The organism is Streptomyces sp. NPDC092045, from assembly GCF_044756005.1.
GTDB lineage: Bacteria > Actinomycetota > Actinomycetes > Streptomycetales > Streptomycetaceae > Streptomyces.
The window spans coordinates 71,115-86,740 of sequence record NZ_JBIVSC010000021.1; the positions used below are offsets into that span (position 1 = coordinate 71,115).

A 15,626-nucleotide genomic window follows, 5' to 3' on the forward strand; every position below is an offset into this window, starting at 1 on the left:
GCCGGCGGCCTGGGACCAGGCCGCCGGCGACGGGTTCAGCCCCGGGTTTCGTCCATGGCTTCCCTGAACCAGCGGGTCAGAGTGCTGGGGTGGGTGATCGCCGTTCCGACGACCACCGCGTACGCCCCGTGCTCCAGGGCCAGGGCCGCCTGCGCAGGAGAATGGATGCGTCCTTCAGCGACCACCGGCACGTCCAGTGCCCGGGCAAGCCGCCCCACCAGTTCCAGGTCCGGCCCCGTCGCCTTGCGGTCGTAGGTGGCCGGGGTGTAGCCGGAGAGGGTGGTGCCCACCAGGTCGGCGCCGAGTTCCGCGGCGCGTACTCCTTCTTCGTACGTGGCCACATCAGCCATCACCAGGCCGCCTGCCGCCCGCACCGCATCGATCGAAGCGGCCAGGGACAGGCCGTCCGGTCGGGGCCGGTCGGTGGCATCCAGCGCAACGATGTCGGCTCCGGCCTCCAGCACGGCGAGAGCGTGGTGGGCCGTCGGGGTGATGTACACGCCCTCCGTTCCGTCCTTCCAAAGGCCGATCAGAGGAAGGTCGAGGGCATCGCGGATCGCCCGGACGTCATCCAGGCCCTGGGCGCGGATTCCGGCCGCACCGCCGTCGCGGGCGGCCAGGGCCACACGGCGCATGGTGTCGGGATCCCGCATCGACTCTCCCGGATACGCCTGGCAGGAGACGATCAGGGTGCTCCGCAGCCGGGAGAGCACCGCGTCCTTGCGCGTGCGCGCACTCACAGCAGTGCCTCCAGGGCGAGTCGGGCGGCGCCGAGCACCGCGGCATCGCCACCCAGCAGTCCCGGGCGCAGCTCCACGTCCTTCAGGGGCGTCAGGAGTTCGGCCTCGAAGGCCTCGCGCAGCGGCCCCCACCACTCCGGTCCACAGCCGCTGACGCCTCCGCCGATGAGGACCAGCTCGGGATCGGTCGTGTTGACGATCCCTCCCAGTGCCTCGCCGAGCGCACGTGCGCCCAGCGCGAGCACCGCACGCGCCTCGGCGTCACCCGCCGAGGCCAGGGCGGAGACCTCGGCCAGGGAGGCGGCCGAGCCGGTGCCGCGCCCGCGGTAGGCGGCGAGCAGCGCAGGACCGCTGCCGACAGCCTCCACGTGTCCGGTCCCACCGCAGGTGCAGGCTGCTCCGGCGGCCGAGGGCACGGGGACATGGCCGACGTGACCGGCCACCGCCCGGGCACCGTGGTGTACCTGCCCGTCGATCAGGAGAGAGCCGCCGATACCGGTGCCGATCGCGACGAGCAGGACGTGCCGATGGCCGGTGGCGGCCCCGAGCCACGCCTCGCCCAGGGCATGCGCGTGGACGTCGTTGTCGATCGCGACGGGGACGCCGAGCGCCTGTTCCAGTTCCCGGCGCAGTTCGGTTCCGGCCCAGCCGGGCAGTGCGTCGGTGGCGGCGACGATCCGGCCTGTTCCGGGGTCGACGACCCCGGCGCTGCCGACGCCGACCGCCGCCACCGGCGCGTCCAGTTCCCGTACCGCGCGAACCGCTGTCGCGATCACTGCGTCCGGGCCGTCTTGTGCCGGGGTCGGCAGCATACGGCGGGCCAGGAGCGTGCCGTCCGGGGCGACGAGACCGGCGGCGGTCTTCGTACCGCCGATGTCGACTCCCGCTACCGGGATCATCGCAGACCCGCCCGTTCCAGGATCTGCGCGATCCGTCCGGTCTCGGTCTCGTCGAGCGGGCGCATCGGAGGGCTGACGACGTTGGTGTCGATGACGCCGCGCACCTTCAGCGCCGTCTTGAAGGCGCCGAGGCCGCCGGCCGTCGCGGAGGCGGTGCCGGGCGCGGCGGCGGTGACGATCTCGAAGAGGCGGGCGATGCGGTCCTGCTCGGCCCTGGCCGCCGTCCAGTCGCCGGCGGCGGCGTGGCGGTCCAGGCGGACGTAGCCGTGCGGGTCGACGTTGCCGAGTCCGGGTACGGCACCGTCCGCGCCACCGAGCAGCATGGCGTCGACGACGACCTCGTGGCCGGTGAGGACCGAGAAGTCCGGCAGGTCCTGGGCACCGAGGCACAGGTAGCGCAGGCCCACGTCGTCGCCGCTGGAGTCCTTGACACCTGTGAGGACCCCGTCGCCGGCGAGCCGCAGTACCAGGTCGGCCGACAGCTTGCTGTGGACACAGACCGGCACGTCGTAGGCGAGGAGCGGGAGGTCTGTGGTGCCGGCGAGGAGACGGAAGTGGCGCTCGACCTCGGTCTCGTGGGTGCGGGTGTAGAAGGGGGCGGTGGCCACGACGGCGTCTGCCCCCCTCCTGCGGGCGGCCCCGATGCGTTCGGCTGCGCGGTTGGTGGTCTGTTCGATCGTGCCGACGATGACGGGCACCTGCCCGGCGGCGGCGCCGACGACGATGTCGACGACGAGGTCCTTCTGGGTGTCGGTCAGGTAGGCGGTCTCTCCGGAACTGCCGAGGGCGAAGAGGCCGGTCACGCCTCCCTCGAGGAGGAAGCCGACGAGCCGCTCCAGGGAGACGGTGTCGATCTCGCCGTCGGCGGTCAGCGGGGTGACCACCGGGGGGATGACTCCGGTGAAGCGGGGGGTGCGGGCGTTCACGACGTGCTCCTGGCGGTGTGTGCGGGAAATGCGGAAGGGACGGGGTGCGAAGGGAGGCCGTCCTGTGTCAGCGGGTGGACGCAGTGCCAGCGGTGTCCGTCCGGTGTGCTGTCCGGTGCGGGGAAGGCTGTCGCACAGGCGTCGTCCGCCTTCCAGCAGCGCGTGCGGAACGGGCAGCCGCTGGGCGGGTTGACGGCGGAGGGAACGGGACCGGTCAGGATGATCCGCTCCGTGTGCTCCAGAAGGCTCGGGGTGGCGGAGAACAGGGCCTCGGTGTAGGGGTGCACGGGGGCCGCCGACACCGCGCGGGCCGGGCCTTCCTCCACGATCCGGCCCAGGTACAGGACGGCGAGGCGGTCGGAGAGGTGGCGCACGGTCTGGATGTCGTGGGAGATGAAGACCATGCCGAGGCCGAGCCGGGCCCGCAGGTCCACGAGCAGGTTCAGGACCTGGGCGCGGACGGAGACGTCGAGGGCGGAGGTCGGCTCGTCGGCGACGATGACGTCCGGCTCGAGGGCGAGCGCCCGGGCGATGGCGACGCGCTGGCGCTGGCCGCCCGAGAGCTGTCCGGGCAGGGCGCGCAGGGTGTGGCCGGGGAGGCCGACGAGGTCGAGGAGTTCCCCCACGCGCTCTTCGCGTTCCCGTTCGGTGCCCCGGTCGTGGACGTCCAGGGGGTCGCGGAGGATGCGACCGACGGACATGCGCGGGTTGAGTGCGGTGGAGGGGTCCTGGAAGACCACGCCGACCGAGGCGCCGAACTCCTTGCGGCGGCGGGCAGGAGGCATCTTCCACAGGTCCTCGCCGCAGAAGCGGACCGTGCCCTCGGTGGGCTTTTGAAGGCCGGTGAGAACGCGGGCGAGTGTGGACTTGCCGCAGCCGGACTCTCCGACCAGGCCGACGATCTCGCCCTTGGCGACCTCCAGCGTGGCGTCGGTCAGCGCGTGGACCGAGTCGTGGCGGAAGAGTCCGCCTCCGCGGGCCTTGTGGCGGACGTGGATGTTCTCCAGGCGGATCATCGGAGCGCCTCCTTTTGAAGCTCGGCGGTGGCCGCCGGGTGGTGGCAGGCGAACTCGTGGGTCCGTCCTGCGGGCGCTGTCAGGCGCGGTGGTGTCGTCCGGCACGACGCGGTGGCCGCCTCGCAGCGCGAGGCGAAGCGGCAGCCGGCGCCGAACTGCTTCGGAGCGGGAACCACGCCATGGATCTGGTGGAGCCGTTCGGCACCTGCCTCCAGGGAGACGACCGAACCGAGCAGCCCCCGGCTGTAGTGGTGGGAGGGAGCGACCAGGACCGATCGGGTGTCACCGACCTCGGCGAGCTGGCCTGCGTACATGACGGCGACCCGGTGGGAGAGGTCGCCGACGAGTGCGAGGTCGTGGGAGACCAGGACCATGGCGAAGCCGAGTTCGTCGCGCAACCGAATGAGGAGTTCCACCACCTGGGCCTGGACGGTGACGTCCAGGGCCGTGGTCGGCTCGTCGGCTATGAGGAGCTTGGGGCTGCGCGAGAGGGCCATGGCGATCAGGACGCGCTGGCGCTGGCCGCCGGACAGTTCGTGCGGGTAGCTGCGCAGGGTGCGCCTGGGGTCGAGTCCGACCAGCTCCAGGAGTTCGGCCGGGGTGCTGGTGCCGCCGCGGGAGGTGAGCTGGCGCAGTTGCCGGCCCACCAGGACCGAGGGGTTGAGAGAGGACATGGCGTCCTGGTAGACCATGGCGATCTCGGGGCCGGCGAGCGCCTGGCGCTCCTTGCGGCCCATGGTGAGCAGGTCGCGGCCGCGGTAGGTGACGGTGCCGGAGACCTCGGCGTTGCGGGCGAGCAGGCCCATGATCGCGAGGCTGGTGATGGACTTGCCGCAGCCGGACTCTCCGACCAGGCCGAGGGTCTCGCCCTCGCGGACGGTGAAGGAGATGCCGTCGACGACGTTCACCGCCCCGTAGCGGTCGGGGAAGCGGATCGCGAGGTCCTTCACGACCAGCAGTTCGGCCGCGTCTGCCGCCACGGGCCGGACGGTCACGGGGGCGGAGCGCACCACTTCGGCGAGCCGGGCGAGGGCGGCGTCGGCCTCCTCCTTCCGCTGGGGCTCCCGAGCCTGGTGGGCGGATTCCCCGGAGGTTCCACCGCTCTCGGCGCGCCCCGCCCCCGGGGCGGCGGAGGCGTCGGTGAGCCCCTCGGAGAGGATGTTGAGTGCCAGGACGGTGATCAGCAGGACGAGGCCGGGGAAGAAGGTGGCCCACCAGCCGCCGGACAGCAGGATCTGCCGGCCGTACGACAGGACATTGCCCCAGCTGGGGTTCGGGTCCTGCACGCCGGCACCGATGAAGGACAGGCTTGCTTCGAAGATGATCGCTTCGGCCACGAGGACGGTCGCGAAGACCATCACGGGTGCCGCGCAGTTGACGGCGACGTGCTTGAGCACGATGTAGCCGCGCCGTGCACCGATGACCTTCTCGGCGGCCACGTAGTCCTCGCCGTACTGCGCGAGGACGTTGGCGCGCACGACCCGGGCCAGCGAGGGCACGTAGACGAAGGCGATGGTGCCGACGATCACCGGAACACTGGCGCCGAAGACGGCGACCAGGACCGCGGCCAGCGCGATCGGCGGGAAGGACATGACGACGTCGAGGGTGCGCATCACCGATTCGTCGCCGAGCTTGCGGGAAGTGGCGGCCAGCGCGCCGAGGAGCGCGCCGCCCACGACGGCGAGGGCGGTCGCGCCGAGTCCGATGAGCAGTGAGTAACGGGCCCCGTGGACGACCCGGGAGAAGACGTCGCGACCGACGCGGTCGGTGCCGAACCAGTGCTCGGCGCCGGGTGCCCGCATCGGGGACCCGGTGGTCAGCGGGTCGGCGGCGATCAGTGGCGCGAGGACGGCTGCGGCGGTGACGAGGAGCAGGATGCCGACGGCGACGCGGGAGGTGACCGGCAGGGAGCGGAAGCGGATGCCGGGACGGGAGAGCCTCTGGGCGAGGCGGCTTGTGAACATGCGTCACACCGTCCTGATACGGGGGTTGACCAGTAGGTACAGGAGGTCGACGACGACGTTGACGACCAGGAACGCGAGGGCGATGGTGAGTACGGTGCCTTGGACGAGGGCCGTGTCGCCTCCGGTGACGCCTTCGAGGATGAGCTTGCCCATGCCGGGCAGGTCGAAGATCGTCTCGATGACGACGGCGCCACTGAGCAGATAGCCGACCTTGATGCCGAGCACGGTCAGCGGGGTCACCAGGGCGTTGCGCAGGACGCCTCGGATGACCAGGGGCCGGGGCAGTCCGTTTCCGGTGGCGGTGCGGACGTAGTCGCGGTCGAGTTCGCCGACCATGGAGGTACGGACGAGCCGGGCGAGCGAGGCAGCGACGGGGACGGCGAGGGAGATCGCCGGCAGCGCCATGGCTCGCAGCCATCCGGAGAACGAGTCGGCCGGGTTGGTGTAGCCGCCCGTCGGAAAGAGGGGGCTGTTGAGGGCGAACTGCTGGATGAGGACGACGCCGAGCCAGAAGGAGGGGATCGCGATGCCTGCCATCGACAGGACCCGGGTGAGCTGGTCGGGCCAGCGGTCGCGCTTGACGGCGCCGGTCACGCCCATGACGAGGGCGAGAACGATCGCGAGGAGGAGTCCCAGGGCGGTCAGCTGCATGGTGACGGGGAGCGCGACCGCGATCCGGTCGGCGACGGGCTGGCCGGGGGGCATGGTGACGCCGAGGTCGCCGCGGAGCAGTTGGCCGAGGAAGTCCACGTACCGAACGGGCAGAGGGTCGTTGAGTCCGTGCTCCTCGGCGAAGGCGGCACGGGCCTCGGGACTGGCACCGTCGCCGAGGGCGTTGAAGGCCGGGTCGGCCGGGGAGAACTGCAGCACCACGAAGACCAGCAGGGTGATGCCGAGGATCATCACCGGCATGATCGCGATGCGGCGCAATGCGAGCCGGAGGAAGACAACCATCGTTTGGTTCCTAGCGGTTGGAGGAGCGTCCGGGCCGGCCCGGCGGCAGGGTGCGGACCGACCCGGAGCCGTTCAGGAACGGCCGACGTTCAGGAACGACATGCCGGTGGTGGGCAGCGGACCGAAGCCGGGCAGCGCCTTGTCGTTCCAGGCGGTGGGCAGCTTGCGGTGCAGGATCGGGTACAGCGGGGCCTCGTCGGCGATGACGTCGGCGGCCTCCCCCCACAGGCGCTTGCGCTCGGCCTCGTCGGAGCTGCGGGCGGCCTGGTCGAGCAGCCCGCGGACCTTCTTGTCCGCGGCGGTCCCGTCCCAACGGAACCGCTTGGTGGGCCAGGTGCCGTCGTAGAACCAGCGCATCAGCAGGTCGACGTCGTTGCCGAAGACGGAGGGGTCGCCGGGTGCGACGAGGACCTGGAACCGTCCCTGGTCGACCTTGGCGTACTGGGCGGCCGACTGGTTGATGTTCAGCGTGGTCTTCACGCCGACCGCGTCGAGGCTCTCCTTGATCAGCGGGGCGACGTCCTTGACCCAGCCGACGTCGGTGGTGAGCAGTTCGAGGGAGAGGTTATTGGCTCCTGCCTCGGCGAGCAGCTTCTTGGCCTTGGCCGGGTCGTAGGTGTAGACCGTGGAAGCCTTGTGGAAGTCAGGGTGGGTCGTCTGCAGGTAGCCCTGCGCGGCGCTGCCGTTGCCCATCATGGCGGTGTCGATGATCTTGGGGACGTTCAGTGCGTAGTGCAGGGCCTGGCGGACGCGCTTGTCGTCGAAGGGCTTCTGCTGGGTGTTGAACATCATGAAGAGCTGGCCGAAGGACTGCACCGAGTCGACGGCGGTCTTTTCGGACAGGCGCTCGGCGTCGATGTAGGGGACGTCCTCGATGGCCTGGACGCGACCGGACTCCAGGGCGCTGACGCGGGCGGCCGGGTCGGATATGAGGCGCCAGGTCATCTTTTTGACCTTGGCCTTGTTACGGCCGTTGTACTTGTCGTACGCCTCGAAGACGATCTTGTCTTCCTTGGTGGCGGAGACGAGGCGGTAAGGGCCCGAGCCCACGGGCTTGGCGTCGAAGCCCTTGGGGTCGGCCTCGACCAGCTTCCTGGGGACGATCTTGGCGACGGTGACCCGGGAGGGGAACAGGTCGAACGCGTACTTGAGCTTGAACTCCACCGTCGAGGCGTCCACGGCCTTCACCGTGTCGAGGAACGGCAGGAACTGGGCCATCAGCGAGGCGTTCTTCGGGTTCAGAATGCGCTCGAAGCTGAACACCACGTCCTCGGACGTCACCGGGGAGCCGTCGTGGAAGGTGGCGCCGGCACGGAGCGTCGCGCGGTAGGTGGTGTCGTCCACCCGGGTGGGCAGGGCGGTGGCGAGCGCGGGGCGGGCGACCAGGGTGGCCGGGTCGAGATCGGCCAAGCCCTCGAAGACGTGCGTGTTCGCGGCGACAGGAGTCGCGCCGGAGGCGGTCATCGGATCGAATCCGGTGGAGAGCGCGTAGGAGATCCCGGCCTCGATCGTGCTGCCGTCCGAGCCGTTCGCGGATCCGGTGGAGGCGGGACCGCCGCATGCGGCCAGGCCGCCGGTCAGGATGATCGCCGTACCCACGGCACCGGTGTAGCGCAGGAGACTGCGGCGGCGGAGTCCTGCGGGTGTCCGCTGCGACATGGGGGTCCTCCTAGGGGCGACGTTCACTCGGGAGAGCCAAAGTTCAGACGTCTGATGTCCGATGGCTGATAGCGTGTGAACCTAGCTGGACGAGGGAGAGGGGTCAATGGGTGGCCAGTCCTGAAATTTCCGAAGCGCGTCGAGGGCGTTCGTCACTTCGCAAAGAGGTGACGGAGGAGATCAAGCAGTACATAATCGACAACCGCATGCGCCCCGGAGACCTCCTGCCCACCGAGGCGGAGCTGTGCATCGCACTGAACGCCAGCCGCTCCAGCGTCCGCGAAGCCGTGAAGACGCTGGCGGCCCTGGACATAGTCGAGGTCCGGCACGGCAGGGGGACGTACGTAGGCCGCCTCGGGCTCTCCGCACTGGTCGAGTCCATGACCTTCCGGGGCATGCTCAGCCCGAACGACGACTTCCAGGTCTACGCCGACCTCGTCGACGTCAGGGAACTGTTCGAGCGGGGCAACGCCGAACGCATCATCGCCGCACTGGGTCCCCAGCACCTCGACACCCTCGACGAGCTGGTCACCGAGATGGAGCAGCAGGGCTCCGGGGGCGGCGACGGGTTCGTGGCCTCGGACCGGGCCTTCCACGCGCTGCTCGTGGAACCCCTCGGAAACGAACTCATGAGTCAGCTCACGCTCGCGTTCTGGGACGTCTACTCGATCGTCTCGCCCCACCTCAACCTGATGACCATCGAGGACGAGAAGATCACGGTGGACGTGCATCGCCGGATCGTCGACGCCGCGCGCAGCGGCGACCCCGTCGCCTTCGTCGCCGCGGTCGCCGATCACTACGCTCCGGTGCGCCGCCGGCTCGCGGACGCACGCGCCAGGTCCACCAACGGCGCCTGACCTGCCCCGACAAGGCGATGTCCGCCCCTTCGGAGGCGGGCATCGCCTTGGGGCCCTTGACCGGGCGGAGAAGGGATTCCTACAGTCAGCAGACATCAGACATCTTATGCTTCATGAGGAGGCGTCCGTGCCGCTCACCGACCTGCCCCTGGACGACTGCCTGAACTACCGTCCCGAGCTACGCCCTCCGGCCGACTTCGACGCCTTCTGGTCCCGCACGCTCGCCACGACCGCCGTCGCCGCCGTGGGAACCGCCGCAGAACTCCGCCCCATTCCCACCGGACTCGCTCTCATCGACACCTACGACGTGACGGTCGCCGGGTTCGACGGCCAGCCCGTGCGCGGCTGGCTGCGGATTCCCGCCGGAGCGAAGGGACCGCTGGGCTGCGTCGTCGAGTTCCTCGGATACGGACGCGGCCGCGGGCTCCCTCATGAGAACCTGCTGTACCCGGCGGCCGGGTACGCCCACTTCCTCATGGACACCCGCGGCCAGGGCTGGTCCGCAGCACCCGGGGCCACCGATGATCCCGCACCCGGGCACAGCGGCGCCGTCCCCGGCTTCCTCACACGGGGCATCCACTCCCCCGAGGCCCATTACTACCGGCGGGTGTTCACCGACGCGGTGCGCTGGACCGAGGCAGCGCGCCGACTGCCGATGGTCGACCCGGACCGCATCGTCGTCACCGGCTTCAGCCAGGGCGGCGGCATCGCGCTCGCCGTCGCCGGACTGGTCCCCGGGCTGGCCGCGGTGATGCCGGACGTGCCCTTCCTGTGCCACATCCGCCGGGGCGCAGAGATCGCACAGCAACCCCCCTACACCGAGATAGCCGAACATCTCGCCCTTCACCGCGACCAGACCGACCAGGTCTTCGCCACCCTCGCCTACTTCGATGCCGTCCACTTCGCCGCCAGGACGGACGCTCCCGCGCTCTTCTCGATCGCGTTGATGGACCCGATCTGCCCGCCCTCCACCTGTTTCGCCGCCTATCACCAGTACGCCGCAAGCAAGACGGTGGAGGTGTACCCCTTCAACGGCCACGAGGGCGGAGGGCACATGCACGAGAAAGTCCAGCTCGCCTTCGTCCACGAACACATCGGCTGACGAGCCGACCCTCCGGGAAACCTGAACGACCACTCCCCCACCATGCCAGTACCCGGCTCCCCGCAACGGCACAGGCCGAGGGGCGGTGAAGTCCCCATGCCCTGGGAAACGTGACGTCCCATCGCCTGGTGTCCGTCGCTTTCAGCGATTGGCCGTGAAGAGGGCCTGGGCGTGTCGGACGAGCTTCTGGCGTACCTCGTCGGGGGACAGCACCGTGAGGGGTGTGGCCAGGCTGAGGAGGTAGGTGGCGAGGCAGTCGGTGCTGTTGCCGCCGATCCGGACCACGGTGGCTTCGGGGCCGTCGGGGCTGTGAGCGCCGATGGTGGGAGGGACTTTTCGCAGGGCGTGGTCCAGGGGCAGCGGAAGACGGATCGTCGTGTACACCGGGTAGACGATGTTCGCGATTCCGTAGGAGACCAGTGCCGCGGCGTCGGGCGGATCGGTGAGGTCGGCCGGTTCGGTAGTGGAGCGCACGCTCACCACCCGGTCGGCGCGGAAGGTGCGCCATTGCCGTTTGGCGACGTCCCGGGCGACCAGGTACCAGCGCATGCCGGTGTGCACCAGACGGTACGGGTCGACGGCCCGTACAGAGGCCCGGCCCGCGTGATCCCGGTAGGAGAGAGTGGCGCGCACCGAGTTGCGGCAGGCTCGCGCGAGTTCCAGCAGCACGAGCGCGTCGACCTGTGGTTCGCCGGAGCGGGGAGTGTGTTCGAGGGCGCCGTCCAGTGAGTTCAGCTGGTCCGACAGGCGCGCGGGCAGGCTCTGGCGGAGCTTGAGCAGAGCGGCGAGGGCCGCCTGCCCGGTGCCGAGGACTCCGCTGAGCGCGGCTTCGCGCAGGGCGACAGCGACGGCCAGGGCCTCCTCGTCGTCCAGGACCAGCGGCGGCATCCGACTGCCAGGACTGAGCCGGTAGCCGCCCCAGGGGCCGGGCGCGGACTCGACTCCGTAGCCGAGGTCCCTCAGCCGGGCGATGTCCCGGCGGACCGTGCGGTCGGTGACCGCCATGCGCTCGGCCAGTTCACGACAGGTCCACTCGGGACGCGCGGACAGCAGCGACACCAAGCGCAGCAGACGGGAGGAAGTCCTGATCACAAACATCCAGTCTTCCCCACGACCAGGACATGTCCTGTCCGGATCATGGCCTACGGTCCCGTCCCATGAACACACCGGAGATCCGTCTGCTTTCTGTTGACTTCGACTGCCTCGACCCGGCCGAGCCGGCCCGCTTCTACGGCGAAGCCCTGGGTCTGCCCGTGCTGTACCGAAGCGACGACTACGTCCTGCTGGGACGGGCCGGTGCCCCCGGACTCGGCTTCATCCGACAGGAGGGCTTCCAGCCCCCGGCCTGGCCCGACCCCACCCACAGCAAGCAGGCCCACCTCGAACTGGGCGTCGAAGACCTGGAAGCCGCGCAGGAGAGGATGCTCGCCCTGGGCGCCGTCCTGCCCTCGTTCCAACCGCAGCCCGATGCGTGGCGAGTACTCCTTGACCCGGCAGGCCACCCCTTCTGCCTAGCGACGCACGGAATCTGAATCCGCCCCGCACGGCCCGCCGTACCGCGCCTCTTCCATCCTGTGCTGAAGGGTGAAAGAGGCTGGTCAGTGGGTGTGGTGGCGAGGCGGGGCCCTCGGTCGTCGGCGTGGCGATCCCACTCATCACACCGGCGACCGAGGGCCCCGAGGGTTTCCGTATCCTGCCGTGCTCGACGTTCCGCACGAGCTGGTCGAGCATGTCGCCCGGCTGCCGCACGAGCATCGCCAGGCCCGTGACACCCGCTGGCGCAGGCTCGGCTGCTTCGAGCAGGCACTTCTCACGCTGGTGCGCTCACGGAAGAACCAGCCGTTCTCACAGCTCGGGGCAGGTTTCGTGATGTCACAGGCTACCGCCTGGCGCTGCGTCGACGAGACGCTGGACGTGCTGGCCGGCTGGGCGCCCGGTCTCCATGAAGCGCTCACCGGCCTCGGTGAAGGCGACCACGTCATCGTCGACGGCACCCTGGTCCCCACCGACCGGATCGCGGCCGACGAACCGTACTGCTCCATGAAGCACCGTCGGCACCGACGCTTTTCGCCCTGCCCCATGCGGGCGGCATCGCCAGACGGAGGCTCGCCCCAGCCGGCAAGAGCCGCGGCCTCGCCGCCGGCCGAGGTCCGCGATGCGGGATGCGAGGGGGCGGGGCGCGGGTCAAGCGGGCTGGGTCGGGTCGTGGTTGTCGGAGGAGCTTGTGCGGGAGAGCTCTTCGAGCTTTTCGATTCCCTGGTTGAGCTCGATGAGCAGGGTGAGGAACTGCTGTGTGGTCGCAGGTTGCCAGCCCGTGGTCTCGATGAGGCGGGCAGTGCCGTGCAGGCTGATGGCGCGGTCGGCGTGGAGTTGTTCGATGCCCTGGGGCGTGGGGCGGAATTTGCGGGCGATGCCGCCGTCGGGGTCCGGGATCCGTTCGACCAGGCCGAGTTTGAGCATGGCGTTGACCTGGCGGCTGATGGTGGAGAAGTCGACCTGGAAGGTGTGCGCGAGTTCTTTCAGCGTGAGGGGGGCGGTGGTCTCCATGCGGGTGAGCAGGATGTAGGCCGAGCGCTCCAGGGTCTGTCCGATGCGGGGGCCGCGGGAGCTGAGGAAGTGCCGTGACAGCAGGGTCAGCTCTCGCTCGAGGCCGTTCAACCGGCTTTCCTGTTCGTCCATGCCTGCGCCCTTTCACTCGCGGGGCCGTCCTTCTTCGCGCCCTCGCACGGTCCAGTCGTCTCCTGGCCAGCATCCCCTCGGGTTGTGCATTATGCAAGTCACATGTATCATGCAATGCATATGCATAATGCAATTCCTTTGGGCGGATGCTTCACCTGCTCACTCGGGACCTGCCCGGCGAGCTGAATCAGCGGCCTTTGCCCCGGCGGCATCGTGCGGGCCGCCCGCCCGACGGCGCTGCCGTTCCCCACCGCCCCGCCGGCTGAAAGGGGCCGTCCTCCGCGTTCGGGATCGCCCGCACGGGGATGGACCGCCGCTTCGAAGGAACTTTCCATGGCCACTCCTCCTCCCCGCACCCGAGACCCGGGCACGATCACCGCCGTGGTCGCGCTGAGCGGCATCGTCGTGTCGCTCACGCAGACCCTCGTCGTGCCGATCATCCCGAAGCTGCCGCAGATGCCGGGCACCTCGGCGTCCAACGCGTCATGGGCGATCACCGCCCCCCTCCTCGCGGCCGCCGTCGTCACCCCCATCGCCGGCCGTCCCGGCGACATGTTCGGCAAGCGGTGCGTCCTCATCACCAGCCTCGCCGTCCTCGTCGCGGGATCCCTCGTCTGCGCGGTCTCGGACAGCCTCGCTCCCATGGTCGTCGGCCGCGCCGTGCAGGGCCTGGCCACCGGCGTCATCCCCGTCGGCATCAGCGTGCTGCGCGACGAGCTGTCCGCAGACCGCGTCGGCGGCGCGGTCTCCCCGGTCAGCGCCACCCTCGGTGTCGGCGGCGCGATCGGCCCGCCCTCCTCGGCGGCCATCGTGCAGCGTGCCGACTGGCACGTGCTGTTCTGGATCGCCGCCGGTCCCGGCGCTCTGTGCCTGCTGCTCGTGACCCTGCTGCTGTCCGAGTGCCCCAACCCGTCACCCGGCCGGTTCGACGCCCTGGGTGCGGCCGGACCGGCCGCCGGGCTCGTCCTGCTGCCACCGGTCGCCAAGGGCGGCGACTGGGGACGGACCAGCCCTGCCACACTGGGCCTGTTCACCGTCGGCCTGAGCCTCACGGCCCTGTGGTGCCGGCACGAGACCCGCGCCCCAGCCTTTGGTCGACCTCAAGGTCACCGTGCTCCGCCCGGCGCTCCTCACCAACCTGGCCTCCGTCATGGTCGGCTTCGCGATGTACGCCATGTCACTGACGCTGCCGCAGCCGTTGCAGTCACCCGGGGAGACCGGCTACGGCCCGGTCCAGTCGGACCCGCCCGGACCCCCACCGAGAGCGGGTTCCGCACGACCTACCTGGTCGCCATCGGCGCCACCGTCATCGGCCTGCTCCCGACCCTCGCCGTCCCCCGCGCGCGCCGCGCTCCCCACATCACCAGCAGCGACACATCCCTGCCCACGAACCTCCCGGTCACCACCGGGAAACACTGATCACCCCCACGGGCCCCGCCCACCAGCAAGGAGCACCACCATGCACCGACTCCAGGACAAAGTAGCCGTCATCACCGGCGCCGGAAGCGGCATCGGGCGCGCCGCGGCCCAGCTCATGAGCGCCCAGGGAGCCAGCGTCGTCGTCGCCGACTACGACACCCAGGCCGCCCAGGAAACCGCACGCCTCATCACCACAGCCGGCGGTAACGCCCTGCCCCTGACGGTCAACGTCCTTGAAGAGGACTCCGTCACCGCCATGATCGACGCCACCGTCGAGGAGTACGGTGCCCTGCACGTCCTGTGCAACCACGTGGGCGGCACCAATCCCCGCACCGACCTCGACCTGCTCCGCATGGACATGGACGAGTTCGACCGCGCCGTCACCCTCAACATGCGCAGCACCCTCCTCGGCTCCCGGCACGCCATCCCCCACATGATCCGCGCCGGCGGCGGCTCCATCATCAACACCGCCTCCGTCGCCGCCCTCGTCGGCGACGTCCTCCAGACCGCCTACGGCGCCGTGAAGGCCGCCGTCGTCAGCATCACCAAATCCACCGCCACCCAGTACGGACCGAAGAACATCCGCTGCAACGCCATCGCCCCCGGCGCCGTCATGACCCCCGCCCTGGAGAACAACCTCCCTCAGGAAGTGATCGAAAGCCTCAGGGCCGGCAACGCCCTGCCCTACCTCGGCTCCCCCGAGGACATCGCTCACACCATGGTCTTTCTCGCCTCCGACGAGTCCCGCTACCTCACCGGACAGCTCCTCGTCGTCGACGGCGGCATGACCATGCAGTCCTCCGCCGCCCCCGGCCGCCGCGCCATGCTCCCCGCATAACGGCGCCCGTACGCCTCGGAGGCATCCCGCCCCACCGCCTCCGAGGCCGTACGAAGCAGGCCCCGCGCGGCCTCCGTCCTCGGTGCGCGAGGCCCGGCGCACATGCTGCGTGCCGTCACGGCCCGTTCCGATCTCCCTGGCGCCTGCTGGACAGGACCGGTCCGTGCCCGGCAGTGACACATGGTCGGGGGCGAAGCCGTACAGCGCGTGGACCGGACCGGGGTCGAACCAGTCTTGTCTGACGTCCCGTGCCAGGCGAGAGCTCAGCAGGTCGCTGCAGCACGCTGAACCTCAGTCGAAGGTCCGCCCCATGGCCAACGGTCTGCTGGAAGCCGGCTCGATCAAGGGCGCTACCGCACCGCTCTGGGTCGGTGTGCCGGGGGCGACGAGCGCACCTACGCGTCAGGCGTCCTTCGTGCCGGGACCGCTCAAGCCGCCAAGGACCTGAACCTCAACCACGACGCACCTGTCACCTGGGCCGCTGCTCTACGCGCCGTCTCCCGGATCGGTCTCCGCTTGAACGCGCGCGGATTTCTCTGCGCTTCATTCTCGTGGGTGAACGGTGCTACAGAA

14 protein-coding genes and 1 pseudogene are annotated in these 15,626 nt (G+C 70.1%); 6 read left to right on the plus strand and 9 right to left on the minus strand.

Annotation, left to right across the window (positions count from 1 at the left end; all coding sequences use genetic code 11):
- Nucleotides 1–35 precede the first annotated feature (35 nt).
- The 7 genes from ACIQKA_RS30475 to ACIQKA_RS30505 all read right to left on the minus strand — a co-directional run bounded on the left by ACIQKA_RS30475 (nt 36) and on the right by ACIQKA_RS30505 (nt 8,158).
- A complete protein-coding gene (locus ACIQKA_RS30475) occupies nt 36–740 on the minus strand; it encodes an N-acetylmannosamine-6-phosphate 2-epimerase (RefSeq protein ID WP_402542992.1) in 705 nt (234 codons plus the stop codon).
- Nucleotides 737–1,639 carry an ROK family protein gene (locus ACIQKA_RS30480; RefSeq protein ID WP_391097000.1) on the minus strand — a complete coding sequence of 301 codons (903 nt, stop codon included), beginning with the start codon at nt 1,637–1,639 and terminating at the stop codon, nt 737–739. The genes ACIQKA_RS30475 and ACIQKA_RS30480 overlap by 4 nt, the downstream gene beginning before the upstream one ends.
- Nucleotides 1,636–2,565, minus strand: a complete 930-nt coding sequence (locus ACIQKA_RS30485) for a dihydrodipicolinate synthase family protein (RefSeq protein ID WP_402542993.1) — start codon at nt 2,563–2,565, stop codon at nt 1,636–1,638. Before ACIQKA_RS30485 ends, ACIQKA_RS30480 begins: the two co-directional genes overlap by 4 nt.
- Nucleotides 2,562–3,581 carry an oligopeptide/dipeptide ABC transporter ATP-binding protein gene (locus ACIQKA_RS30490; RefSeq protein WP_383157152.1) on the minus strand — a complete coding sequence of 340 codons (1,020 nt, stop codon included), beginning with the start codon at nt 3,579–3,581 and terminating at the stop codon, nt 2,562–2,564. Before ACIQKA_RS30490 ends, ACIQKA_RS30485 begins: the two co-directional genes overlap by 4 nt.
- A complete protein-coding gene (locus tag ACIQKA_RS30495) occupies nt 3,578–5,545 on the minus strand; it encodes a dipeptide/oligopeptide/nickel ABC transporter permease/ATP-binding protein (RefSeq protein WP_402542994.1) in 1,968 nt (655 codons plus the stop codon). The genes ACIQKA_RS30490 and ACIQKA_RS30495 overlap by 4 nt, the downstream gene beginning before the upstream one ends.
- A gap of 3 nt (nt 5,546–5,548) precedes the next feature.
- Nucleotides 5,549–6,499: an ABC transporter permease gene (locus ACIQKA_RS30500; protein ID WP_383157147.1), complete on the minus strand. Its 951-nt coding sequence runs from the start codon at nt 6,497–6,499 to the stop codon at nt 5,549–5,551.
- A 72-nt stretch (nt 6,500–6,571) separates the two neighbouring features.
- Nucleotides 6,572–8,158, minus strand: a complete 1,587-nt coding sequence (locus ACIQKA_RS30505) for an ABC transporter substrate-binding protein (RefSeq protein WP_402542995.1) — start codon at nt 8,156–8,158, stop codon at nt 6,572–6,574.
- Nucleotides 8,159–8,283: 125 nt separating this feature from the next.
- On the opposite strand from ACIQKA_RS30505, the gene ACIQKA_RS30510 reads away from it, so the two are divergent.
- Together ACIQKA_RS30510 and ACIQKA_RS30515 are read left to right on the plus strand one after the other, a co-directional pair.
- Nucleotides 8,284–9,015, plus strand: coding sequence for a FadR/GntR family transcriptional regulator (locus ACIQKA_RS30510; protein ID WP_383431624.1), 732 nt, complete (start codon nt 8,284–8,286; stop codon nt 9,013–9,015).
- A gap of 127 nt (nt 9,016–9,142) precedes the next feature.
- Complete coding sequence (locus ACIQKA_RS30515) at nt 9,143–10,117, plus strand: acetylxylan esterase (protein ID WP_390111284.1); 975 nt, start codon at nt 9,143–9,145, stop codon at nt 10,115–10,117.
- 141 nt (nt 10,118–10,258) lie between these two features.
- Here ACIQKA_RS30515 and ACIQKA_RS30520 read toward each other — a convergent pair whose 3' ends face one another.
- Nucleotides 10,259–11,209 carry a helix-turn-helix transcriptional regulator gene (locus ACIQKA_RS30520; protein WP_402542996.1) on the minus strand — a complete coding sequence of 317 codons (951 nt, stop codon included), beginning with the start codon at nt 11,207–11,209 and terminating at the stop codon, nt 10,259–10,261.
- A 65-nt stretch (nt 11,210–11,274) separates the two neighbouring features.
- Here ACIQKA_RS30520 and ACIQKA_RS30525 point away from each other — a divergent pair, with 65 nt between their 5' ends.
- Nucleotides 11,275–11,649: a VOC family protein gene (locus tag ACIQKA_RS30525; RefSeq protein ID WP_383157136.1), complete on the plus strand. Its 375-nt coding sequence runs from the start codon at nt 11,275–11,277 to the stop codon at nt 11,647–11,649.
- A 107-nt stretch (nt 11,650–11,756) separates the two neighbouring features.
- Nucleotides 11,757–12,175, plus strand: a pseudogene (locus tag ACIQKA_RS30530) (transposase family protein); the annotation flags it as partial.
- A 126-nt stretch (nt 12,176–12,301) separates the two neighbouring features.
- On the opposite strand, the gene ACIQKA_RS30535 reads toward ACIQKA_RS30530, so the two are convergent.
- Nucleotides 12,302–12,796: a MarR family winged helix-turn-helix transcriptional regulator gene (locus ACIQKA_RS30535; RefSeq protein WP_402542997.1), complete on the minus strand. Its 495-nt coding sequence runs from the start codon at nt 12,794–12,796 to the stop codon at nt 12,302–12,304.
- A 333-nt stretch (nt 12,797–13,129) separates the two neighbouring features.
- Here ACIQKA_RS30535 and ACIQKA_RS30540 point away from each other — a divergent pair, with 333 nt between their 5' ends.
- Nucleotides 13,130–14,215, plus strand: coding sequence for an MFS transporter (locus ACIQKA_RS30540; protein WP_402542998.1), 1,086 nt, complete (start codon nt 13,130–13,132; stop codon nt 14,213–14,215).
- Between the two features lie 40 nt (nt 14,216–14,255).
- Nucleotides 14,256–15,053: an SDR family NAD(P)-dependent oxidoreductase gene (locus ACIQKA_RS30545; RefSeq protein ID WP_402542999.1), complete on the plus strand. Its 798-nt coding sequence runs from the start codon at nt 14,256–14,258 to the stop codon at nt 15,051–15,053.
- Nucleotides 15,054–15,626: the final 573 nt, after the last annotated feature.